Raw genomic sequence first — 20689 nt, forward strand, 5'->3', positions numbered from 1 at the left:
GAAATGCTGATGTTTCCCTCCCGTCATACCCGAAAACTTCCCGTGCTCATCGTGCTGCACCAGGAGCGCTCGTCGCCCGGGCGCGTCGGCCAGATGCTTTCCGACAAGGGTTTCCCTCTCGATATCCGCCGCCCCGTGCTCGGCGATCCCCTGCCGGACACCATGGCCGATCATTCCGGCGCGGTGATCTTCGGCGGGCCGATGAGCGCCAACGATCCGGATCCGTTCGTCAAGACGGAGATCGACTGGATCGGCGTTCCACTCAGGGAGAACAAGCCCTATCTCGGCATCTGCCTCGGCGCGCAGATGATGGTGCGCCATCTCGGCGGCACGGTCGCCGCGGAGAAAAACGGCCTCACCGAAATCGGCTGGTACCCGCTACGCGCTACAGAACACGGCCGGCTGCTGATGAAATGGCCGAAAATGGTCTATCACTTCCACCGCGAAGGCTTCGACATCCCGCGCGGCGTGCAGCTGCTTGCCGAAGGCGACGCCTATCCCAACCAGGCGATCCGCTACGGCGACAACGCCTGGGGCCTGCAGTTCCACGCGGAACTGACACGGGCCATGATGCAGCGCTGGGTCGTGCATGGCGCCGAGCGTTTCACCATGCCGAATGCACAGGCGGGCCGCGACCACCTGGAGGGCCGGATGATCTTCGACGCGCCGCTCAAGGAATGGCTCTGGAATTTCCTCGATCTCGTCTTCGACCCGCAGGCCCACGGCACGCAGGCCGACGGCGAACAGATCGGACACGGTCGACAGCCGGCGCTTCAGGCCGGCTGAACCGATCTCTCTTCCCGGTCCTCCCGGTCCGGCGCATCGAGACTGTCGATCCTGCGCAGCTTCGGGAAGCCCATGGCCCAGATGATCGCGACGCCCAGCGTGCCGACACCGCCGATCACCACGGCCGGTACGGCGCCGAAGATCGAGGCCATCGTACCCGCCCGGAACTCCCCGAGCTCGTTGGACGCACCGACGAACACCATGTTGACCGCGTTGACCCGGCCGCGCACCTCGTCCGGCGTCCAGAGCGCGATCAGCGTCTCGCGCACATAGACCGAGATCATGTCGGACGCTCCCATCAGCATCAGTGCCGAGATCGACAGCCAGGGTGTCGCTGAAAGGCCGAAGACCAGCGTGCCGATGCCGAACAGCCCGACGCCGATGAACATCGCCAGACCGGCATGGTGGCGGATCGGGTAGAAAGCAAGGTAGATCGCGACGACGATCGCCCCGACGCCCGGTGCTGCCCGCAGCATGCCGAGGCCCCAGGGGCCGAGTTCGAGAATGTCACGCGCAAAGATCGGCATCAGCGCCACCGCGCCGCCAAGCAGGACCGCGAAGAGGTCGAGCGAGATCGCTCCGAGCACGATCTTCTCCCGCGAGATGAAGTGGAAGCCGGCCAGGATCTGGCCCCAGCTCACCTTTTCCGCAGCGTTGCGCTGCGGAGGCTTCGGGATCATGAACACCAGGGCGGCGGCGAGGATGAGGAAGACCAGTGCGACCGAATAGGCGGAAACCGCGCTGATGCCGTAAAGCAGGCCGCCGGCAACCGGGCCGAGGATCGCCGCCGTCTGCCAGGACGAGGAATTCCAGGCGACTGCGTTCGGCAGGTCCTGTTCCGGGACCAGGTTCGGACCGAGCGACTGGACCGCCGGCCCCATGAAGGCCCGTTCGATCCCGAACACGATCAGGATGCCGAACACCGGCCAGGGCGAAAACGAATGGGTGACGGTGAGAGCCAGAAGGGCGCCGGCGCAGAGCGCCCCGACCACCATGCAGATCGCCATGATCGCGCGTCGGTTATAGCGGTCGGCGACCGAACCGGTGACGAGGATCAGGAGCAGCGACGGCAGGAACTGGAAAAGGCCGATCAGGCCGAGATAAAGCGGATTGCTGGTCTCGTCGTACATCTGCCAGCCGACCGCGACGCTGATGATCTGGATCGCAAAAGCCGAGAAAAGTCGGGAAAAGAAGAAGCGAGTATAAGATGAGTGCCGGAAGGCGGCGAAACGATCGCCCGAGGCAGAAATGGACATGAGGCAACACTTTCAGCGGAGCCGGAGGCCGGCAGCGTGCCCGTCGCCCGTTAAACATGAATCGGATGAGGCGCGGGCGCGGCACTTGCCCGTTAGTTCGCCAATGTCTACATGTCTGTCAACAAAGAAATGGAGACGTTAATGCTCGCCCTGTTTCAGACCATCGATTTGGCCTTGAACCTCTATACCTGGGTGCTGATTGCCAGCGCCATCTTCTCGTGGCTCTATGCCTTCAACGTCATCAATTCGAGAAACCAGTTCGTCGATGCGATCGGCCGTTTCCTCTTCGCCGTCACCGAACCGGCGCTGCGTCCCATCCGTCGCATCATGCCGGACCTCGGCGGCATCGATATCTCGCCCGTCATCCTGCTCCTGATCATCTTCTTCATTCGCTCGCTGATGTGGACGTCGATCTATCCGCTGGTTGCGTGAGCGGCGCTTACAGCAAGCATTCCGACCATCTGCGGCTCGCAATCCGGCTTACGCCGAATTCGGGCCGCAATGCCGTCGAGGGCATTGAGACCGCCGCCGATGGCGAGGTGTTCCTGAAGGCACGCGTCACCGCCGTGCCGGAGGACGGCAAGGCCAACAAGGCGCTGATCCTGCTCTTGGCCGATACGTTCCGCCTTCCCAAATCCTCCATTTCGATCCTCTCGGGCGAAACCGCGCGCAAAAAAATCCTCCGGATCGATGGCGACCCGGAGGATTTGGAGGAGAAATTCAAAAAGGTCCTGAAGGCCTGACGGCTTACTTCTGGGCCTTGTAGCGCTCGATGGCTTCGATGATCAGCGTCTTTGCCACGTCGACATTCTGCCAGCCGCCGATCTTCACCCACTTGCCGGGCTCCAGATCCTTGTAGTGCTCGAAGAAGTGCTCGATCTGCTTCAGCGTGATCTCGGGCATGTCGGTGTAGTTCTTGATCTTGTCGTAGCGCTGGGTCAGCTTCGGAACCGGGACGGCGATGATCTTCTCGTCCTTGCCGCCGTCGTCTTCCATGATCATCACGCCGATCGGGCGCACGTTGATGACGCAGCCCGGAACCAGCGGACGGGTGTTGCAGATGAGGACGTCGATCGGGTCGCCGTCTTCCGAAAGCGTGTGCGGTACGAAGCCGTAATTGCCCGGATAGGTCATCGGCGTGTAGAGGAAGCGATCGACGACGAGAGCGCCGGCTTCCTTGTCCATTTCGTACTTGATCGGCTGGCCGCCGACCGGCACTTCAACGATGACGTTGACGTCTTCAGGCGGATTCTTGCCAACGGAAATTGCATCGATACGCATTCTGGTCCCCGATGAGGTTCAACAAAGTTAAGCGTCGATAGCGGGAATCATGCTGCAAGGCAACAAGGCTTTGACGCCAATGTTGAACCGCGCTAGGCGCCGCAACACTAGAAAGCGTTCAAATTCAGGGGGTTGAAGGCTGACCGTTCAGGACCAGACGAAACCGATCTTGCGAAGCTGAGTGCCGCCAAAATCTTCCATGCCTTCGGCAAGGTCCACGCCGCCGTGCCGGCGGAAGAAACGCGCCGCATGCTCGCTGTCCTCCAGGCACCAGACGACGAGGCCTTCGCAGCCGAGCGACTTCAGGAGCCGGCGGCTTTCGCCGAACAGGCGGCGGCCAAGGCCGATGCCCTGAAATTCCGGACGCAGATAGATCTCGTAGACCTCGCCGTCGTAAGGCAGGGCACGCGCCCGGTTGAGGCCGATCGTGGCGTAACCGGCGACCTGGTCTGCGACATCGAGCACCAGCAGGGTCGCGGGTCCGCGGGTCGCCTTGCGCCACCATGCCTCGCCCCGGCGCTCCAGCATCTGGGTGAGCGGCTTGTGGGGAATGAGGCCTGCATAGGCCTGGGTCCATGCCTGGCGGTGCGCCTCGGAAATAGCGCGAGCGTCTTGCGGTTCGGCCCGCCGGACATCGATCGATAACGTTTTCATAACGTTTACTCTAGGCCCTGATGCTGGCAATCCGCCATTCCACCAATGTGTGTAGAGCGGATTGCCCACAGACTTCTCATGTGGACGACGCGGCAACGTTAACGTGTTTTTAACCTTTGCGACAAGGCCGGCCGGGTCTCAGGCACAGAAAAAAACCCGGCATTTCTGCCGGGTTTTGAAAGGCTCAGAGCATGCTGTCGAAATCAGGCGATTTTCGCCTTGCCGAAGCGCTTGCGGTCGTTGGCGTCGAGATAGGTCTTGCGCAGCCGGATGTTCTTCGGCGTCACTTCCATCAGCTCGTCGTCCTGGATCCAGGACAGCGCGCGGTCGAGCGTCATGCGGATCGGCGGGGTCAGCCTGACGGCTTCGTCCTTGCCGGCAGAACGGATGTTGGTCAGCTGCTTGCCCTTGAGGACATTGACCTCAAGGTCGTTGTCTCTGCTGTGAATGCCGATGATCATGCCCATATAGACCTTTTCGCCCGGCTCGATGATCATCGGGCCACGGTCTTCCAGGTTGAACATCGCATAGGCAACGGCTTCGCCGGCCTGGTTGGACAACAGCACGCCGTTGGTGCGGCCGCCGATCTCGCCCTTGTAGGGCTGATAGTCGTGGAACAGGCGGTTCATGATCGCAGTGCCGCGGGTATCGGTCAGAAGTTCCGACTGGTAGCCGATCAGGCCGCGGGTCGGCGCGAAGAATACCAGGCGAACGCGGCTGCCGCCCGACGGACGCAGCTCGGCCATTTCGGCCTTGCGCTCGGACATCTTCTGCACGACGACGCCGGAATGCTCCTCATCGACGTCGATGACGACTTCCTCGATCGGCTCCATCAGCGTGCCGTCCTCGGCCTTGTGCATCACGACGCGCGGACGCGACACGGCAAGCTCGAAGCCTTCGCGGCGCATGGTTTCGATCAGCACGGCGAGCTGCAATTCGCCACGGCCGGAAACGTAGAACGAATCCTTGCCCTCGGCTTCCTCGATCTTCAGCGCGACATTGCCTTCGGCTTCCTTGAACAGGCGGTCGCGGATAACGCGGCTCGTCACCTTGTCGCCTTCGGTGCCGGCAAGGGGTGAGTCGTTGACGAGGAAGGACATGGTAACGGTCGGCGGGTCGATCGGCTGTGCATGCAGCGCCTCGGTGACCGAGGGATCGCAGAACGTGTCGGCGACGGTGCCCTTTGAGAGGCCGGCGATGGCGACGATGTCGCCCGCATGCGCTTCGTCGATCGGCGTACGCTCGATGCCGCGGAAGGCGAGGATCTTGGAGATACGGCCGGTTTCGACCGTCTTGCCGTCCTGGGACAGCACCTTGACGGGCTGGTTCGGCTTGATCGAGCCGGAATGAATACGGCCGGTGATGATGCGGCCGAGGAAGGGGTTGGCTTCGAGCAGCGTGCCGATCATGCGGAACGCGCCGTCTTCTTCGCCGACGCTCGGCTCGGGAACGTGCTTCAGCACCAGGTCGAGAAGCGGGGCGAGACCCTCATCCTTCGGGCCTTCCGGATTGACGTTCATCCAGCCATCGCGACCGGACCCGTAGAGGATCGGGAAATCGAGCTGTTCGTCGGTGGCGTCGAGATTGGCGAAGAGGTCGAAGACTTCGTTGATGACTTCCTCGTGGCGGCCGTCCGGACGGTCGATCTTGTTGATCGCGACGATCGGGCGAAGGCCGACCTTCAGCGCCTTGCCGACCACGAATTTGGTCTGCGGCATCGGGCCTTCGGACGAGTCGACGAGAACGATCGCGCCGTCCACCATCGACAGGATGCGCTCGACTTCGCCGCCGAAGTCGGCGTGGCCGGGGGTGTCGACAATGTTGACGCGAACGCCCTTCCACTCGATCGAGGTCGCCTTGGCAAGGATGGTGATGCCACGTTCTTTTTCGAGATCGTTGCTGTCCATCATGCGCTCGGTGGTGCGCTGGTTGTCACGGAACGAGCCGGACTGCTTCAGAAGTTCGTCGACAAGAGTGGTCTTCCCATGGTCGACGTGTGCGATGATCGCGATATTTCGCATTTTCATGTTTTGAATCTCTGAGCTCTTGGCGCGGCAACGGGAGGCGGCACCCAATTCGTTTTGCGGCCTCATACCCTGTTTTTCGCATTTGCGAAAGGGGTGAGCGCGATGATGGTTGATGGCTGTTTCGCCACCAGCCCGCTGCGCCTCAAGAGGTGGCCAAGAGGAGCGGCAGGAAGGCGGTCGCCACGATTGCAATGAAGGCCATGGCCACGCCGAGCCAGATCGACCCCTCGCGCGACTGCCGCCAGATCGATGTTGCGATCCGGCGCTTCGGTATTACGGCGGCCGCATGACAGGCCGATGATCGGCAAATCTTCGGCCCTGTTTTACTCCCGTAAGACCGGGATCGCAATGCGCTCAGGCGTCGCTGCCGGAAAGCTCCTCGACCATCGCCAGGCCCTTTTTCTTCAGCATCGCCTTCGGATCCGGCAACTTTCCGCGGAATGCCTTGTAGGTCTCTTCCGGATCGATCGAGCCCCCGACGGAGTAGATGTTGTTCTTGAGCTTGCGCGCCATGACCGGATCGAAGGCATTGCCGGTTTCCTCGAAGGCGGAGAAGGCATCCGCATCGAGCACTTCCGACCACATGTAGGAATAGTAGCCCGCCGAATAACCGTCGCCCGAAAACACGTGCTGGAAATGCGGCGTCGCGTGGCGCATGACGATGGAGGCCGGCATGCCGATCTCGTCGAGCACTTCCTTCTGCACCGCCATCGGATCTTCGATCGCTCCGCGGGTATGAAACGCCATGTCCACCAGCGCCGAGGAGGTGAATTCCACCGTCGCGAAGCCGGCGTTGAAGGTGCGGGCCGCCAGCACCTTGTCGAGCAGCGCCTTCGGCATCGGTTTGCCGGTTTCGTAGTGCACGGCATATTTTTCCAGGATTTCCGGCACGGTCAGCCAGTGCTCGTAAAGCTGCGACGGCAGTTCGACGAAATCGCGCGACACGCCGGTGCCGGAGACCGACGGATAGGTGACGTCCGACAGCATGCCGTGCAGCGCGTGGCCGAATTCGTGGAACAGGGTGCGGGCGTCGTCGATCGACAACAAGGCCGGCTTGCCTTCGGCGGGCTTGGCGAAATTGCAGACGTTGTAGATGATCGGCAGCTCGCCTGTCGCGCCGTTCTTCAGCGGCAGCTTATGCTGCGACTGGAGGGAATTCATCCAGGCGCCGGAGCGCTTCGAGGACCGGGCAAAATAGTCGCCGAGGAACAGCGCCTTCAGCGAACCGTCCCTGTCGCGGATCTCGAACACCCGCACATCCGGGTGATAGGCCGAAACACCCTTCACCTCGACCGCCTTGATGCCGAACAGGCGATCGGCGACATCGAAACAGGCCTCGATGATCTTTTCGAGCTGCAGATAGGGCTTCAGCTCGGTTTCGGAGAAATCGAAGGTCCGCTGCCGCAGCTTCTCGGCATAATAACGCCAGTCCCAGGGCATGACCTCGTGGTTCTTGCCCTCCTCGGCGATCAGGCCGCCAAGGCTCGCCTCTTCCTCCAGCGCCTTGGAACGCGCCTTGTCCCATACCTGGCGGAGCAGCGTATTCACCGCATCGGACGTCTTCGCCATCGTGTTGTCGAGCTTGTAGGCCGCGAAATTTTCGTATCCGAGCAGTTTTGCTTTTTCCGCCCGCAGCGCCAGCGTCTCGCGCACGATGCCGAGATTGTCGGTCTCGCCGCCGTTTTGTCCGCGCGCCGCCCAGGCCCTGAAAGCCTGTTCGCGCAGGTCCCGGCGGGTCGAGAAGGTGAGGAACGGCTCGATGATCGAGCGCGACAGCGTCACCATATACCCGGCCGCCTCGCCGCGTTCGCGGGCCGCGGATGCCATGGCATCACGCAGGAACGCCGGCAGGCCGTCGAGCTCGGCCTCGTCGGACAATTTCAGCGACCAGCTCTTCTCGTCGCCCAGAACGTTCTGGCCGAACTTGGCGCCGAGCCCGGCAAGCTTTTCGTTGATATCGGCAAGCCGCTCCTGCTCGGCCTTGGCAAGCTTGGCGCCGGCCTTGACGAAGCCCTTCCAGTGCCGTTCCAGCACCCGCTCTTCCTCGAGCGTCAGGCCCAGTTCCTTGCGATTGTCCCAGAGCGTATCGATGCGGGCAAACAGCGCCGCATTCATGCCGATCTTCGAATAATGGCGGGACATTTTTGGCGCGATCTCGCGCTCAAGTGCCTGAATATTCTCGTTGGTATGGGCGCCAGCCTTGCCCCAGAACAGCCCCGAAACGCGCGACAGGCCATCGCCTGCAGTCTCCAGGGCAACGACCGTGTTGGTAAAGGTCGGCTCTTCCGGATTGTTGGCGATCGCATCGATCTCCGCTTCGTGGGCGGCAAGCGCCGCGTCGAAGCCGGGGGCGAAGTCCTCGTCCTTCACCTGATCGAAGCGCGGCAGGCCGTGATGGCCATTCCAGTCCACCAGGGCGGGGTTCACCAGAAGATTAGAAGACATGAATATATATCCTTCATAACGATGCTTCGCCATTCATATAGGAGAAGGCGGCGGGAATGGGTATGCGCCCGTCCATTTTCGTTTTTCAGCAAGAAATCATACACAACAATTAACGGTTATTAACCATTTGACGCAGTGCAGTAATCAAAGGTACTTTTGGCCCAGTATCCGATGAAACAGGATATAGCCATGGAAATCAGTTCCTTGCGCTGGTCTACCAACTTACTGCAAAGAGACCATTCTCGAAACAACAAGGTCGAGAAATCTTCCGAGCATGGAAGTCGGCAGAGCCAGATCACCTTTCAGGTGCCCGACGCGGATGAATCGCCGATTGATTTTTCGGCGATCACCCCGCGCGATCTGCGCGCGCTCGCGCTTGAAAACTATCAGGCCGGCAAGATCGACCAGGACACATACATAACGCTGTCCGAAGAACTTCCAACACACGCCGTCGATGCTCAGGGACAGTTGATGGACCTGTCGCAGGTCACCGACGAAACCGGCTTCAACTTCCACGACTATTACCGCAACCAGCTTGAAATCGCCATGTCGCTCGGCGACACGTCCCGCGCCAACGTCCTTCGCGCGGTCATGGCTTTCATCGAAGTCTGATCGGCCAAGCTTTAGCCGCGTCTCACCTTCAGGCCCGCCGGTCGCCGAACAGGCCCGGTGCCGAGTGCCAGAGCGCCTGCACCGCAAAACCGATGAACAGCAGTCCGGAAAGCCGGACGATCACCCTCTCATGTTTCCGATAGAACCGCCGCACCACGCCGGCGCCGATAATCCCGATCAACACCAGATCGGCCGTCAGGAACCCGATCAGCGACACGGCGAGAAGCACCGGCAGCGCGCTGAAATCCAGTGCATCGGCAGAACTTGCGAGCAGCGCGGTGAACGTCGCCAGCGCCACCGGATATCCCTTGGGGTTCGTCAGGCCGAAGATCAGCCCGCGCCGCAGCGGTTTTTCAACCGTCACCAGCGCGCCGCCATCCTTCTTCGGCTTCGCCCGCAATGCGCTCCAGCCGATCCAGCCGAGATAGAGCCCGCAGAAAACCCCGAGTATGTCGAAGAGGGTGGTGCCGACCGTCTTGGCGCCGATGATCGCAACCAGCGCCAGACCGGACCACAGGATGTCCCCCGCCAGATGGCCGCCCATGAAGAAGGCGCCGGCCTGCCTTCCCTGCCCGGCACCGATGCCGAGCAGCGCCAGGAATGCCGGCCCGGGAATGAGCGTGTAGGCAAGCGCCGCGAAAAAGGCGCCGGCAAGCAGCGATGATGACATGATGGTCTCCGTCGGAAGGCTGCGACAATCTCGCCTCCGGTTTTATCGGTGTCAATGCAACCAGTGGCCCCCTTTTCCGTTTGCCTCGCACCCGAAAGATAGTAAGCGTGCCTTATGAAATTCGACGACGAGGCAAAGGGTGCCGAAAAGCATATGGACATTCTGGGGTTCCTGATCGTCGACAGTGCCCGACTGCTGCGTGCCGCCTTCGAGCGCCGCATCGCCCAGGCAGGCCTGGGGTTGACACCCGGGGAAGCCCGCGCCCTGATCAACATTGCGGCTCTCGACGGCAGCCGCCAGCTCGACATCGCCGCCCGCATGGGCGTCGAGCCGATGACGCTCTGCGCCTATCTCGACAAGCTGGAGGCGCTCGGACTGGTCGAAAGGCAGCAATGCTCCGCTGACCGGCGCGCCAAGCGGATCAATCTCACCGAGACTTCCGGCGAGATGATCGGTTCGATCCGCAACGAATTGAACGCCATCCTTGGCCAGGCGACCGAAGGCCTCAGCGAGGAAGACAACCGGATCCTGCGCGAGGCGCTGGCCCTGTTCAACGCCAACCTGCAAGCCGCCGTCCCCTCCGCTGCACTGCAGACTGCACCTGATGAAAGCCGATAACATGCCGCCTATCCCCGCTCGGATGAGCGAGCGCCGAACCACGATCATCGGCGCCCTCCTGACGGCGATCGGGCCGATTTCCATGGCGATCTACACGCCGGCGATGCCGGAACTGGTGCGTGCCTTCGACACCACGGAAGCGGCGATCAAGATGTCGCTGTCGCTCTATTTCGCGGGCTTTGCGCTGGCGCAGCTGGTCGCCGGTCCCGTCTCCGATGCCTTCGGCCGCAAGACCGCCTCGCTGAGCTTCCTCCTTATCTATCTTGCCGGTTCGCTGCTTGCGGCCTTTGCTCCGACAGTCGAATGGGTGCTCGCCGGCCGCCTGATCCAGGGTATCGGCGCTTCGGTCGGCATCACCGTGTCGCGCGCCATCGTACGGGACCAGTTCAACGGCGGCGACGCGGCACGGATCATCAACACGATGGGCATCATCCTGGCGATCGGGCCGTCCCTCGGTCCGACGATCGGCGGCCTGGCACTCGCCGCCTTCGGATGGCGATCGGTATTCCTGCTGATGGTCGGTTTCGGCGCCCTGCTCGTTTTTCTCTCCACCGTCTGCCTGAAGGAGACGACCGTGCCGGATCGCAGCCGGCTGAAGCCGCTGCGGCTCGTCCAGGCCTATGTCGAAATCGTCGCCTTGCCGCGCTTCCTGTTCACCGCGGTCGTTCTCGCCGGCGCCGTCGGCTCCATGTATGCCCAGGCGGCGGTGCTGCCGTTCATCCTGATCGAGAAGGTCGGGCTGACGCCGACCCAGTTCGGCCTGAGCATGCTGATGCAATCCGGCTTCTTCCTGATGGGTTCGGTCTGCCTGAGGGTCATATCGAGATGGTTGCCTGCCGAACGCGCTCCCCTGGTCGGGCTGATCTTCAGCGGCAGCGGCGGCCTCGTCATGGCCCTTTCGGTCCACTACCTGCCGCCGTCGTTTCTGTCGGTCATGGCGCCGGTTGCCATGTGCGCCTTCGGGATCGCCTTCGTGTCGCCCTACATGACCGCGGCGGGCCTCATCCCCTTCCCGCATATTGCCGGGTCCGCATCGGCAATGATGGGCTTCATCCAGATGGGCGCCGGCTTCGTGGGCGGCGTCGCCGCCGCCTCGATCGGCTCGCCGCTGCCGGCCTTCGGCATCGTCATTCCCGCCATGCACCTGATCGCCGTGCTCGGTTACATTGGTTTTCGGACCGCCAGCCACAGGGCATGAAAAAACCCGCCTCCCCTTTCGGGCAGGCGGGCTTCGCTGATCGGGTTTTGGGGAATTACTTGCCCAGATTGCGCTTGGCGAGGGTGCGCAGGCGCAGCGCATTGAGCTTGATGAAGCCCGCCGCATCCTTCTGGTCGTAGGCACCCTGGTCGTCCTCGAAGGTGACCAGCTTGTCGGAATAAAGCGACTTTTCGCTCTCGCGGCCGATGACCATGACATTGCCCTTGTAGAGCTTAAGCGTCACTTCGCCTTCGACATGCTCCTGGCTCTTATCGATCAGCGCCTGCAGCATTTCGCGCTCCGGCGAGAACCAGAAGCCGTAATAGATGAGCTCCGCGTAACGCGGCATGATGTCATCCTTGAGATGCGCGGCACCACGGTCCAGCGTGATCGACTCGATCGCACGGTGGGCGGCGAGCAGGATCGTGCCGCCGGGGGTTTCGTAGACGCCGCGCGACTTCATGCCGACATAACGGTTCTCGACGAGGTCGAGACGGCCGATGCCGTTGTCGCGGCCGTAATTGTTGAGAGCGGCGAGCAGGGTCGCCGGCGACATGGCGACGCCGTTGATGGAAACCGCATCACCCTTCTTAAAGCCGACCTTGATGACGGTCGCCTTGTCCGGAGCAGCTTCCGGCGAGATCGTGCGCATATGCACGTATTCGGGAGCCTCGATGGCCGGGTCTTCGAGAACCTTGCCTTCGGACGACGAATGCAGAAGGTTGGCGTCGACGGAGAACGGCGCCTCGCCCATCTTGTCCTTGGCAACCGGGATCTGGTTTTCCTCGGCGAACTTCAAAAGATCGGTGCGGCTCTTGAACGCCCAGTCGCGCCACGGCGCGATGACCTTGATATCCGGGTTCAGCGCATAGGCCGAAAGCTCGAAACGGACCTGGTCGTTGCCCTTGCCGGTGGCGCCGTGGGCGATCGCGTCGGCACCGGTCTTTTTGGCGATCTCGATCAGGTGCTTGGAGATCAGCGGGCGGGCGATCGAGGTGCCGAGCAGGTAGACGCCTTCATAGACGGCATTGGCGCGGAACATCGGGAAGACGAAATCGCGCACGAATTCCTCGCGCACGTCCTCGATATAGATCTCCTTGATGCCGAGCATCTCGGCCTTCTTGCGGGCCGGCTCCAGCTCCTCGCCCTGACCGAGATCGGCGGTGAAGGTCACCACCTCGGCGTTAAGTTCGGTCTGCAGCCATTTCAGGATGATCGAGGTGTCGAGACCGCCGGAATAGGCGAGAACGACCTTCTTTACGTCTTTCGGGAGTGCCATGTCGATTTACGTCCGTCTGCGGGTGGAAGCGGTTGTTGAAACTGCCAAGTCGGGATTTGCGGCACTTTTAGCGAGTTTCCTGAGGCGCGCAAGAAAAACCCGGCAAAGCCGATCAGAGATGACGGTCGATATTCATGCGCTGGTGAAGGACGCGGATGACGACGCCCTTACTTGTGACGCCCTTGTCATGTTGACAGGTTTTGATGAGGGTACCATATCCCGCCCGACCTTTGAACAGCAGCGCCCCAGAGGAGATCTGCCATGACCATCACTCATCCCGCTCTGAAAAAGGACAACGTCGCCGTGATTACCGGCGCCGCATCGGGCATCGGCCTTGCCGCCGCGAAGGAGTTTGCCAGGATGGGCCTTTCGGTCGTCCTTGCCGATCTGGAGGGCGACAAGCTCGCGGAAGCAGCCCGCGAGGTCGCGGCTCTTGCCGAAGACGGCGAGGCGGATGTCGCCGCCATCGGCACCGACGTCTCGAAGCCGGACGAGATCGAGGCGCTGGAACGCGCCGTCCTCCAGCGTTTCGGCCGGGTGCATGTGCTGATGAACAATGCCGGCATCGGCCCGGGGAGCTCGATATTCGGGCCGCAGGTCAACTGGGACAGCATTTTCGCCGTCAATCTCCTCGGCGTCATCAACGGCACGCGGACGTTCGGCCCGGCCATGATCGCCCATGGCGAACCGTCGCTGATCGTCAACACAGGCTCGAAACAGGGGATCACGACCCCGCCGGGCAATCCCGCCTACAATGTCGCCAAGGCCGGTGTGAAGGCGTTCACCGAAGCGCTCCAGCACGAGCTGCGCAGCACGCCCGACTGCCAAGTGTCGGCCCATCTGCTCATCCCCGGCTTCGTGTTTACCGGCCTGACGAAAGGCGACCGCGACGAAAAGCCTGCCGACGCCTGGACGCCGGAACAGACGGTCGAATTCATGCTCGCCAGCCTCGAGCGCGGCGACTTCTACATCCTGTGCCCCGACAATGACGTGGACCGGGCAACCGACGAACGTCGTATGGCCTGGGCGATCGGCGACATCATCGAGAACCGTCCGCCGCTGTCGCGCTGGCATCCGGATTTCGCGGATGCATCAAAGGAATTCATCAACGGACGTCGATAGATTGATTTGGCAAGGCTTCGAAAGCCGGGTAAATGGAGCATTCCTTTATCCGGCTATTCGAGCGTGACCCATGGAATTCCTGCCGAGCCTTGCCGCCCTGCTTGCCTTCACCGCCGCCGGCCTGCTTCTGGCCCTGACGCCCGGGCCTGACATGACGCTGTCGATCAGCCGCGCGCTCGGCCAGGGCCGCCGCCCGGCGCTGTTCGTGGTGCTCGGCACCAGCCTCGGCGTCGTCTGCCATACGCTGCTCGTCGCCTTCGGCATCTCTGCGCTGATCACCGCATCGCCGACCGCCTTCTTCATCCTGAAGACCGGCGGGGCAGCCTATCTCCTGTGGCTGGCGATCCAGGCGATCCGCTTCGGCTCGAACTTTTCCGTCGAGCAGGTTGAAAAGACCGCGAGCAGTCCACTTGCCAACATCTCGACTGGCTTCTGGGTCAATATCCTCAATCCGAAGGTCATCATCTTCTTCATGACCTTCCTGCCGCAGTTCGTGACGGCCGGCGATCCGCATGTCACCGGCAAGCTGATCTTTTTCGGCTTCTATTTCATCGTCATCGGCATGCCGGTAAACCTGATCGTCGTTCTTGCCGCCGATTGGCTTTCGGGCTGGTTGCAGGCCAACCCGAAGGTCCTGCGGGGCATCGACTACACTTTCGCCGGCGTCTTCTCGATCTTCGCGGCGAAGATCTTCTTCACGCAGGCCCGGTAGGAAGACCATTCAGCCGCTGGGAAAGAAATAGCCTTTCCGCATCGGATTGGGAAAGTTCGATCGCCCGGCTATAGGCGAGCCTTGCTTCATCTATCTGTCCATCCCGGGCCAGGAGGTCGGCTTGAACGGCATAAAAAGGCTGGTACGCCACCAGCGCCATGGCGATCGGCTTGAGGCAGGCCAGAGCCGCGCCCGCCCCCTCCACATAGGACACAGCAACGATCCGGTTGAGTTCATAGACGGGATTGTCGGCGGTGCGGGTAAGTTCTGCATAGAGCGAGGCGATCTGCTGCCAGTCCGTCTTGGAAAAACTCGGCGCTTCGGCATGCACGGCGATGATCGCCGCCTGTATCTGATAGGGCCCGGGTCGCCGACGGCACAGCGCCTGTTCGATGAGAGCAAGGCCTTCCGAAATCTCGGCCCGGTCCCATAAACGTCGATCCTGAGCCTCCAGCGTCAAAATCTCGCCGCTGGCGCCGATCCGCGCCGCCCGCCGGGCATGATGCAGCAGCATCAGCGCCAGCAGTCCCTCGATCTCGGGTTCGTCGGGCTTGAGCCTGGTCAGCAGCCGACCGAGGCGGATCGCCTCCTCGCAGAGATCGGCGCGGATATGATGGCCGCTTCCAGAGGCATAACCTTCGTTGAAGATGAGATAGACGACCGCGAGCACGCTTTCGAGCCTTGCGGCCCAGCCGTCTGGTCCCGGAACCTCATAGGCAATGCCGGCCTTGGCAATCTTGTGGCGGGCACGCACCAGCCGCTGGGCCATGGCCTCGTGTCCGTCCAGATAGGCATTCGCGATCTCTTCGGTCTTCAACCCGCAGACCGAACGCAGGGTCAAAGCCACGCAGGTCTTTTTGTCGAGCGCCGGGTGGCAGCAGGCGAAGATCAGCTTCAGCCGCTCGTCGCCGATCGGATCGGGCTCGTCTGCTGCGGCAGATCTGTTCTCCAGTTCGATGAGATGCGCGATCTCCGCCGATTTTGCGTGGAAATTGGCCGAACGCCGCAGCCGGTCGATGGCCTTGCGTCGAGCCACCTGCATCAACCAGGCATTCGGCGAGGCGGGCAAACCGTTCCGGTTCCAGTGGATCAATGCGGATTCGAGCGCATCCTGCAGGCCATCTTCAGCCAGCTGGAAATCCCGGAGCGATCCGACGAGGCTGGAAAGAAGGCGGCCGCCGTCCTGCCGGGCGATCCTGTCGATCGCCTCGGCAATCGGAGCCCTCGCCGCAGGGCCGTTCATCAGCGGTCGAAAACCATGATCGGCCGCACTTCCACCGCACCGTGAGCCGCACCGGGGATCATCGCGGCATAGCGGATCGCATCGTCGAGCGAAGAGCAATCAAGGATGTAGAAGCCGGCAAGCTGCTCCTTGGTTTCAGCGAAAGGACCATCCATCGTTTCGGTCCTGCCGTCCCGCACGCGCACGGTCGTGGCGGTCGTCGCGGGCTGCAGCGCATCGCCGGAAACATAGACGCCGTCGCGTTGGTAGGTCTCGTTGGCGAGCTTGTAGCCCTCCATCATTCGGCCGAAATTCGGAGAATCGGGAGGCGTCATCGTTGCCGGGCTCGTGTAGATCAGCGCCATATATTTCATGTCCGTACCCTCGGTTCAGCCACCGCTCAATTGCGATGGTGACCGATAACGAACGGGATGCAAGCCGATCGACATGCGCCCCGTGAAATATTTCCGGCAGCCTCAGTCGTCCTCGCCGTGGCCTGCGATCATCATCGCCTCGAAGGCGAGGCGGTCGGTCTTGCGCATCCGCTCCGACTCCGACTTCAGCTGGCCGCAGGCGGCGAGGATGTCGCGGCCGCGTGGGGTGCGGATCGGCGAGGCGTAACCCGCCTGGTTGATGAAGTCGGCGAACTTCTCGATCTGCGCCCATTCCGAACACTGGTAGTTCGTGCCCGGCCAGGGATTGAACGGGATGAGGTTGATCTTCGCCGGAACGCCCTTCAAGAGCTGGATGAGCGCCTTGGCGTCTTCCAGGCTGTCGTTGACGTCCTTCAGCATCACATATTCGAAGGTGATGCGGCGGGCGTTCGAAAGGCCCGGATAGTTGCGGCAGGCCTCGATCAGCTCCTTCAGCGGATATTTCTTGTTGATCGGCACCAGCATGTCGCGCAGTTCGTCGCGCACCGCATGCAGCGAGATCGCCAGCATCACGCCGATCTCGTCGCCGGTCCGGTAGATTTCCGGCACCACGCCCGAGGTCGACAACGTGACGCGGCGCTTCGACAATGACAGCCCGTCGCCGTCGGTCGCGATCAACAGCGCGGTCTTGACGCTTTCGAAATTGTAGAGCGGTTCGCCCATGCCCATCATCACCACGTTGGTGACCTTACGGTCGCCGGTCGGCACATAGGCGCCGGGCGGCGTGTCGGTGCCCGGAAAGTCACCCAACCGGTCACGGGCCAGCAGCAACTGCGACAGGATTTCCTCGGCGGTCAGGTTGCGCACCAGCTTCTGGGTGCCGGTGTGACAGAAGGAACAGGTCAGCGTGCAGCCGACCTGGCTCGAGATGCAGAGCGTGCCGCGACCCTCTTCGGGAATGTAGACGGTCTCGACTTCGACCGGACGGCCGGCGCCGCGCGGCGGAAAGCGCAACAGCCATTTGCGGGTACCGTCATTGGAAACCTGTTCCTCGACGATCTCCGGACGCGCGATGGTGAAATGCGCCTTCAGCATCTCGCGCATGTCCTTGGCGACATTGGTCATCGCGTCGAAATCGGAGACGCCGCGGATATAGAGCCAGTGCCAGAGCTGGCTGACGCGCATGCGTACCTGCTTTTCCGAAACGCCTTTTTCCTTTAGCGCTTGCGCCATGTCCTCGCGCGTCAACCCGATCAGCGACGGCTTGGTGCCGAAGAGATCCGGATTGGCGACGAGCGGCTTCTTGATGGCGACCGGCGCCAGAGCCTCTGAGACTGACATTCTTTTATCCCGTTCGAACACATGCAGCTTTCCCACATTCGATCAGCGGGAAAGTCAGGGCATGTTGAATGCGTGAAACCTGTATCGGCCCATTGGGCACATGTGCCGGACCTTCGTTGAGGCGGGCTTTATCATCAAATAGCCGCCGCGTCACTATTCTTCAGGAAATGCAAAAGGCCGGTCACGGGACCGGCCTTCGAGCTCTTGCTGCGCGCGGGCGCTTACTTGCAGGTTTCGATCTGCTTCAGCGCCGCCGCAATGCCCTGCAGCGAATAGGCATAGGAGGTCTTGGTGCCACGGCCGGAAACGGCGCTGACGCTCATGTTTTGACCGGTCTTCATCGCTGCGACGAGCGCCGGCTCCTCGGCGGCGTTCTCGACCCAGGCCGCCTTGTCCTTGGTGAACATCGTGAAGTTCTTCTTGTCGATCGTCACGGTCACCTTGGAATTCGGCTGCAGCACGTATCCGACCATCGCCTGCGGCTCGTAGGAAATGTTCTGTCCGGGCCGCTGCGAGACGATGAAGAAGATATCGCCGTGATCGACGCTGGCCGGTTCCTTGGTGGTCGGCACCGAAAGCACGTAGCAGACATTGCTGGCGCCCGACTTGTAGGAATAGGCGCCCCATGCCTTGAACTGCTGGATGCGGGTCGGACCTGCGGCCGCTGCTGCTGGTGCCTGGGCCTGCTGCGGCTTGGCCGGACCAGTGGCCTTCGGCGCCTGAGCCGATGCCAGGCCGGCGCTTGCAGCCAAAATTGCCAATGCGGTTGCGATTGTTCTTACAGACATGGTCTCCTGCCGGTTTTGTTCGTTCAACGGCCCGAGCGGGCAAGCCTTGCCAGGCATGATCCTGATTCGGCGCATTTTGACTTGATCCTGGTTACCAAACCGTCAACCAGACCATTAGAATTTGCTGAATCTCCTGCCCTGGCCCTTGGATGGTAGGAATAGCACTCGCCGCCATGCCTCCAAAGACCCAACCAGCAGAATTTCCATGCGTTTCGTCAATCAGTGACACAAGGATTGGGGCAAGAGTTTGTCCTTTTCCTAACTCTCACAATGACATTAGAATGGTCGAATATGATGCGAATCTCATCGGAAACTTTGCGCAGCGTAAATGAATGTAGACGAAAGAGACCACTTCGCCGGCTTGGTAAGGGCAGTGGCCGATGAGCGCGATCAGGCAGCCTTTACCGTGCTGTTCGATTATTATGCGCCGCGTTTGAAATCCTGGCTGGTGAAACGGTCGATGCGACCGGACGACGCGGAGGAACTCGTCCAGGAGGTGATGGCCGTTCTCTGGCACCGCGCCGGCCTCTACGATCCCACCCGATCCTCCTTGTCTACCTGGCTTTTCCGTATCGCCCGCAACCGCCGCATCGACGCGGAACGCCGGACGAGGCACAGGCCGCTGGACGTCTACGAACCCCTGTTCTTCGTGACCGAGGCGCCGGGCGCCGATACGATCTTCGAAGGTGAGGAACGCGATGCCCAGGTGCGCGCAGCACTTGCCGATATTCCCGGCGAACAGATGGAACTGGTGCGAGCGGCCTTCTTCCTCGGCCAGTCCCATTCGGAAATCGCCTCGTCCACGGGTCTTCCGCTCGGTACGGTGAAGTCGCGAATCCGGCTCGCTTTCGAGCGCTTGCGACGAGTTCTCGACGATCCTTCGGAGGGATAGCGTCCCTTGAGACTATTTGCCGCGGACGCCGTCGGCGATGTCCGGATTGTCCGCGAGCGCCAGATCGGCAGCCTCGTAATGGCGGTCGGCAATGTGGCCCTGGATCATCCGGAAGGCTGCCGCGAGCACCGCGACATCGTCGGTGAAGCCGACAAGAACGAACATGTCCGGCAGGAAATCGATCGGCATCACGAAATAGGCAAGCGCCGCAAGCAGCACGCCCCGCACACGGGTCGGCGTGCGGCGGTCGATGGCGCAATAATAGGCGGCGATCAGGTCGCGGCTGAACGGCACCTGCCGCACGGCCCGCTTCAGGGTCGGCCAGAACTTGGTCCGGACCTGCCGCTCGCGGCGGCCCTGCGTATCCTCGTCACCCGGCAGCAGAATTTCGCCGATCTTCACGTCGTCCATGGTCGCTCCGTTCGCTCAACGTGTGCCCATCCAATATTGGGCTCTCGACCATGAAGTTCAATTGCGGCGCGAGGATGCCTTGTCCATTGCCCGGGCAAGCTTGAAGTCGATGTCGGTCAGCCCTTTGGTCGCGTGGGTGGTCAGCAACACGTCGACCCGCGAATAGACGTTCGACCATTCCGGGTGGTGGTTGAGCTTCTCGGCGGACAGCGCGCACTCGGCCATGAAACCGAAGGCCTCGATGAAGGTCTTGAACTTGAAGCTCTTGAAGATCGCATCGCCTTCCGGCTTCAGGTCCCAGCCGTCAAGCGTCGCGAACTCGCGCTCGACGCCCGCCGTATCCAGCTTTTCGTAGTTCATCGTCCAACGCTCCTTCGGAAAAAGGGGCTGCTTCGGGTCAAAGGAGGCTTTTAGCCGGCTCCATGTCGCCAGCATAGGCAGTGCCGTAGCTCGTCTCCTGCAGCGGGAAGATTTCCTCCGTCAGATAGGGCCCGCCGCCGACCGATTCCTTCGACGACAGCAGCACGAAACGCGGCACCGTGAAGGGCGCCGTATAGAAGTTGCCGCGGCCGGAAAGGTAGTGGACCACATCGTCCAGCCGGCAATTCTTGAGCCGCGCCAGCGTCACATGCGGGGTGAACTTGCGGGGATCCGGCGGCAGGCCGATGCGCTGGCAGATCCGTTCGATCTCCGCCTGCAGCGCATATATTTCCGGGGAGGGCGAAACGCCGGCCCAGATGGAATGCGGCTTTTTCGAACCGAAGGAGCCGATCCCGGTCAGCGTCGCCTGGAATTCCGGCCGGTCGATGCGGTCCAGCCGGTCGACGATCTCGTCGGCGGTTCGGCCATCGACATCGCCGATGAAGCGCAGCGTGATGTGGTAGTTCTCCACGTCGATCCACCGGGCACCGGGGATCCCGCCGCGCAGGAGAGACAGGCTCATCGCTACATTGCGCGGAACTTCGAGGGCGGTGAAAAGTCTCGGCATAGGGACCTCCTCG

Annotated in this window: 24 protein-coding genes; 10 read left to right on the forward strand and 14 right to left on the reverse strand. The window is 61.8% G+C overall.

Annotation, left to right across the window (positions count from 1 at the left end):
- Positions 1 to 3 precede the first annotated feature (3 nt).
- On the forward strand, positions 4 to 786 hold the full coding sequence (locus tag ACSQ3G_RS17985) for a glutamine amidotransferase (protein ID WP_436111002.1): 783 nt from the start codon (positions 4 to 6) through the stop codon (positions 784 to 786).
- Here the strand turns inward: ACSQ3G_RS17985 and ACSQ3G_RS17990 are convergent.
- On the reverse strand, positions 774 to 2042 hold the full coding sequence (locus ACSQ3G_RS17990; RefSeq protein WP_436111003.1) for an MFS transporter: 1269 nt from the start codon (positions 2040 to 2042) through the stop codon (positions 774 to 776). The genes ACSQ3G_RS17985 and ACSQ3G_RS17990 overlap by 13 nt on opposite strands.
- A 141-nt stretch (positions 2043 to 2183) precedes the next feature.
- Between ACSQ3G_RS17990 and ACSQ3G_RS17995 the strand changes: the two genes are divergently transcribed.
- Both ACSQ3G_RS17995 and ACSQ3G_RS18000 read left to right on the forward strand, forming a co-directional pair.
- Entirely contained in the window at positions 2184 to 2474 is a 291-nt protein-coding gene (locus tag ACSQ3G_RS17995) for a YggT family protein (protein WP_037081547.1), read from the forward strand.
- On the forward strand, positions 2471 to 2785 hold the full coding sequence (locus ACSQ3G_RS18000) for a DUF167 domain-containing protein (RefSeq protein ID WP_105404566.1): 315 nt from the start codon (positions 2471 to 2473) through the stop codon (positions 2783 to 2785). Before ACSQ3G_RS17995 ends, ACSQ3G_RS18000 begins: the two co-directional genes overlap by 4 nt.
- 4 nt (positions 2786 to 2789) lie before the next feature.
- Here the strand turns inward: ACSQ3G_RS18000 and ppa are convergent, their stop codons facing one another.
- From ppa to ACSQ3G_RS18020, 4 genes are all read right to left on the reverse strand, one after another.
- Positions 2790 to 3323 carry an inorganic diphosphatase gene (gene ppa / locus ACSQ3G_RS18005; protein ID WP_037081533.1) on the reverse strand — a complete coding sequence of 178 codons (534 nt, stop codon included), beginning with the start codon at positions 3321 to 3323 and terminating at the stop codon, positions 2790 to 2792.
- 147 nt (positions 3324 to 3470) lie between these two features.
- A complete protein-coding gene (locus tag ACSQ3G_RS18010; protein ID WP_037081530.1) occupies positions 3471 to 3977 on the reverse strand; it encodes a GNAT family N-acetyltransferase in 507 nt (168 codons plus the stop codon).
- Positions 3978 to 4180: 203 nt separating this feature from the next.
- Positions 4181 to 6004: a translational GTPase TypA gene (typA, locus tag ACSQ3G_RS18015; protein WP_436111004.1), complete on the reverse strand. Its 1824-nt coding sequence runs from the start codon at positions 6002 to 6004 to the stop codon at positions 4181 to 4183.
- Positions 6005 to 6358: 354 nt separating this feature from the next.
- A complete protein-coding gene (locus ACSQ3G_RS18020; protein WP_436111005.1) occupies positions 6359 to 8449 on the reverse strand; it encodes a M3 family metallopeptidase in 2091 nt (696 codons plus the stop codon).
- Positions 8450 to 8638: 189 nt separating this feature from the next.
- Here ACSQ3G_RS18020 and ACSQ3G_RS18025 point away from each other — a divergent pair, with 189 nt between their 5' ends.
- Positions 8639 to 9061 (forward strand): hypothetical protein, encoded by a 423-nt coding sequence (locus tag ACSQ3G_RS18025; RefSeq protein WP_105404564.1) that lies wholly within the window; start codon positions 8639 to 8641, stop codon positions 9059 to 9061.
- 28 nt (positions 9062 to 9089) lie between these two features.
- Here ACSQ3G_RS18025 and ACSQ3G_RS18030 read toward each other — a convergent pair whose 3' ends face one another.
- Positions 9090 to 9731 (reverse strand): LysE family translocator, encoded by a 642-nt coding sequence (locus ACSQ3G_RS18030; protein WP_436111006.1) that lies wholly within the window; start codon positions 9729 to 9731, stop codon positions 9090 to 9092.
- A gap of 114 nt (positions 9732 to 9845) precedes the next feature.
- On the opposite strand from ACSQ3G_RS18030, the gene ACSQ3G_RS18035 reads away from it, so the two are divergent.
- The gene (locus ACSQ3G_RS18035; RefSeq protein WP_436111007.1) at positions 9846 to 10349 is read left to right on the forward strand and encodes a MarR family winged helix-turn-helix transcriptional regulator; all 504 of its coding nucleotides are present in this window, start codon (positions 9846 to 9848) and stop codon (positions 10347 to 10349) included.
- Between the two features lies 1 nt (position 10350).
- Positions 10351 to 11547 carry a multidrug effflux MFS transporter gene (locus ACSQ3G_RS18040; RefSeq protein ID WP_436111008.1) on the forward strand — a complete coding sequence of 399 codons (1197 nt, stop codon included), beginning with the start codon at positions 10351 to 10353 and terminating at the stop codon, positions 11545 to 11547.
- A gap of 55 nt (positions 11548 to 11602) precedes the next feature.
- Here ACSQ3G_RS18040 and ACSQ3G_RS18045 read toward each other — a convergent pair whose 3' ends face one another.
- Entirely contained in the window at positions 11603 to 12826 is a 1224-nt protein-coding gene (locus tag ACSQ3G_RS18045) for an argininosuccinate synthase (RefSeq protein WP_038546590.1), read from the reverse strand.
- Between ACSQ3G_RS18045 and ACSQ3G_RS18050 the strand changes: the two genes are divergently transcribed.
- The 3 genes from ACSQ3G_RS18050 to ACSQ3G_RS18060 all read left to right on the forward strand — a co-directional run bounded on the left by ACSQ3G_RS18050 (position 12825) and on the right by ACSQ3G_RS18060 (position 14660).
- Positions 12825 to 13091 (forward strand): hypothetical protein, encoded by a 267-nt coding sequence (locus ACSQ3G_RS18050; RefSeq protein ID WP_436111009.1) that lies wholly within the window; start codon positions 12825 to 12827, stop codon positions 13089 to 13091. The genes ACSQ3G_RS18045 and ACSQ3G_RS18050 overlap by 2 nt on opposite strands.
- The gene (locus ACSQ3G_RS18055; protein ID WP_436111010.1) at positions 13088 to 13948 is read left to right on the forward strand and encodes an SDR family NAD(P)-dependent oxidoreductase; all 861 of its coding nucleotides are present in this window, start codon (positions 13088 to 13090) and stop codon (positions 13946 to 13948) included. The genes ACSQ3G_RS18050 and ACSQ3G_RS18055 overlap by 4 nt, the downstream gene beginning before the upstream one ends.
- A 70-nt stretch (positions 13949 to 14018) precedes the next feature.
- Positions 14019 to 14660, forward strand: a complete 642-nt coding sequence (locus ACSQ3G_RS18060) for a LysE family translocator (RefSeq protein WP_046637422.1) — start codon at positions 14019 to 14021, stop codon at positions 14658 to 14660.
- Here ACSQ3G_RS18060 and ACSQ3G_RS18065 read toward each other — a convergent pair.
- The 4 genes from ACSQ3G_RS18065 to ACSQ3G_RS18080 form a co-directional block, all read right to left on the reverse strand.
- Positions 14644 to 15903, reverse strand: coding sequence for an RNA polymerase sigma factor (locus ACSQ3G_RS18065; RefSeq protein WP_436111011.1), 1260 nt, complete (start codon positions 15901 to 15903; stop codon positions 14644 to 14646). The genes ACSQ3G_RS18060 and ACSQ3G_RS18065 overlap by 17 nt on opposite strands.
- A complete protein-coding gene (locus tag ACSQ3G_RS18070) occupies positions 15903 to 16256 on the reverse strand; it encodes a YciI family protein (RefSeq protein WP_436111012.1) in 354 nt (117 codons plus the stop codon). The genes ACSQ3G_RS18065 and ACSQ3G_RS18070 overlap by 1 nt, the downstream gene beginning before the upstream one ends.
- Positions 16257 to 16358: 102 nt before the next feature.
- On the reverse strand, positions 16359 to 17597 hold the full coding sequence (gene rlmN / locus ACSQ3G_RS18075; protein ID WP_105404556.1) for a dual-specificity RNA methyltransferase RlmN: 1239 nt from the start codon (positions 17595 to 17597) through the stop codon (positions 16359 to 16361).
- Between the two features lie 221 nt (positions 17598 to 17818).
- Complete coding sequence (locus ACSQ3G_RS18080; RefSeq protein ID WP_080955221.1) at positions 17819 to 18385, reverse strand: invasion associated locus B family protein; 567 nt, start codon at positions 18383 to 18385, stop codon at positions 17819 to 17821.
- A 328-nt stretch (positions 18386 to 18713) separates the two neighbouring features.
- Between ACSQ3G_RS18080 and ACSQ3G_RS18085 the strand changes: the two genes are divergently transcribed.
- Positions 18714 to 19277 carry a sigma-70 family RNA polymerase sigma factor gene (locus ACSQ3G_RS18085; RefSeq protein WP_436111013.1) on the forward strand — a complete coding sequence of 188 codons (564 nt, stop codon included), beginning with the start codon at positions 18714 to 18716 and terminating at the stop codon, positions 19275 to 19277.
- 12 nt (positions 19278 to 19289) lie between these two features.
- Here the strand turns inward: ACSQ3G_RS18085 and ACSQ3G_RS18090 are convergent, their stop codons facing one another.
- From ACSQ3G_RS18090 to thpR, 3 genes are read right to left on the reverse strand one after another with little or no spacing between them, the layout of a single operon-like run.
- Positions 19290 to 19688 (reverse strand): YkvA family protein, encoded by a 399-nt coding sequence (locus ACSQ3G_RS18090; protein WP_046665105.1) that lies wholly within the window; start codon positions 19686 to 19688, stop codon positions 19290 to 19292.
- Between the two features lie 57 nt (positions 19689 to 19745).
- Positions 19746 to 20048 (reverse strand): 4a-hydroxytetrahydrobiopterin dehydratase, encoded by a 303-nt coding sequence (locus ACSQ3G_RS18095; RefSeq protein WP_046631864.1) that lies wholly within the window; start codon positions 20046 to 20048, stop codon positions 19746 to 19748.
- A gap of 37 nt (positions 20049 to 20085) precedes the next feature.
- The gene (thpR, locus tag ACSQ3G_RS18100) at positions 20086 to 20676 is read right to left on the reverse strand and encodes an RNA 2',3'-cyclic phosphodiesterase (protein ID WP_105404554.1); all 591 of its coding nucleotides are present in this window, start codon (positions 20674 to 20676) and stop codon (positions 20086 to 20088) included.
- Positions 20677 to 20689 lie beyond the last annotated feature (13 nt).

The sequence above is a fragment of the Neorhizobium tomejilense genome, from assembly GCF_964254135.1.
Classification (GTDB): domain Bacteria; phylum Pseudomonadota; class Alphaproteobacteria; order Rhizobiales; family Rhizobiaceae; genus Neorhizobium; species Neorhizobium tomejilense.

Bases quoted from the DNA above. Each gene is read 5' to 3' on its own strand.
- ACSQ3G_RS17985 (WP_436111002.1), top strand. From the start codon at position 4: ATGCTGATGTTTCCCTCCCGTCATACCCGAAAACTTCCCGTGCTCATC.
- ACSQ3G_RS17990 (WP_436111003.1), bottom strand. From the start codon at position 2,042: ATGTCCATTTCTGCCTCGGGCGATCGTTTCGCCGCCTTCCGGCACTCA.
- ACSQ3G_RS17995 (WP_037081547.1), top strand. From the start codon at position 2,184: ATGCTCGCCCTGTTTCAGACCATCGATTTGGCCTTGAACCTCTATACC.
- ppa (WP_037081533.1), bottom strand. From the start codon at position 3,323: ATGCGTATCGATGCAATTTCCGTTGGCAAGAATCCGCCTGAAGACGTC.
- ACSQ3G_RS18010 (WP_037081530.1), bottom strand. From the start codon at position 3,977: ATGAAAACGTTATCGATCGATGTCCGGCGGGCCGAACCGCAAGACGCT.
- typA (WP_436111004.1), bottom strand. From the start codon at position 6,004: ATGAAAATGCGAAATATCGCGATCATCGCACACGTCGACCATGGGAAG.
- ACSQ3G_RS18020 (WP_436111005.1), bottom strand. From the start codon at position 8,449: ATGTCTTCTAATCTTCTGGTGAACCCCGCCCTGGTGGACTGGAATGGC.
- ACSQ3G_RS18025 (WP_105404564.1), top strand. From the start codon at position 8,639: ATGGAAATCAGTTCCTTGCGCTGGTCTACCAACTTACTGCAAAGAGAC.
- ACSQ3G_RS18030 (WP_436111006.1), bottom strand. From the start codon at position 9,731: ATGTCATCATCGCTGCTTGCCGGCGCCTTTTTCGCGGCGCTTGCCTAC.
- ACSQ3G_RS18035 (WP_436111007.1), top strand. From the start codon at position 9,846: ATGAAATTCGACGACGAGGCAAAGGGTGCCGAAAAGCATATGGACATT.
- ACSQ3G_RS18040 (WP_436111008.1), top strand. From the start codon at position 10,351: ATGCCGCCTATCCCCGCTCGGATGAGCGAGCGCCGAACCACGATCATC.
- ACSQ3G_RS18050 (WP_436111009.1), top strand. From the start codon at position 12,825: ATGTCGATTTACGTCCGTCTGCGGGTGGAAGCGGTTGTTGAAACTGCC.
- ACSQ3G_RS18045 (WP_038546590.1), bottom strand. From the start codon at position 12,826: ATGGCACTCCCGAAAGACGTAAAGAAGGTCGTTCTCGCCTATTCCGGC.
- ACSQ3G_RS18055 (WP_436111010.1), top strand. From the start codon at position 13,088: ATGACCATCACTCATCCCGCTCTGAAAAAGGACAACGTCGCCGTGATT.
- ACSQ3G_RS18060 (WP_046637422.1), top strand. From the start codon at position 14,019: ATGGAATTCCTGCCGAGCCTTGCCGCCCTGCTTGCCTTCACCGCCGCC.
- ACSQ3G_RS18065 (WP_436111011.1), bottom strand. From the start codon at position 15,903: ATGAACGGCCCTGCGGCGAGGGCTCCGATTGCCGAGGCGATCGACAGG.
- ACSQ3G_RS18070 (WP_436111012.1), bottom strand. From the start codon at position 16,256: ATGAAATATATGGCGCTGATCTACACGAGCCCGGCAACGATGACGCCT.
- rlmN (WP_105404556.1), bottom strand. From the start codon at position 17,597: ATGTCAGTCTCAGAGGCTCTGGCGCCGGTCGCCATCAAGAAGCCGCTC.
- ACSQ3G_RS18080 (WP_080955221.1), bottom strand. From the start codon at position 18,385: ATGTCTGTAAGAACAATCGCAACCGCATTGGCAATTTTGGCTGCAAGC.
- ACSQ3G_RS18085 (WP_436111013.1), top strand. From the start codon at position 18,714: ATGAATGTAGACGAAAGAGACCACTTCGCCGGCTTGGTAAGGGCAGTG.
- ACSQ3G_RS18090 (WP_046665105.1), bottom strand. From the start codon at position 19,688: ATGGACGACGTGAAGATCGGCGAAATTCTGCTGCCGGGTGACGAGGAT.
- ACSQ3G_RS18095 (WP_046631864.1), bottom strand. From the start codon at position 20,048: ATGAACTACGAAAAGCTGGATACGGCGGGCGTCGAGCGCGAGTTCGCG.
- thpR (WP_105404554.1), bottom strand. From the start codon at position 20,676: ATGCCGAGACTTTTCACCGCCCTCGAAGTTCCGCGCAATGTAGCGATG.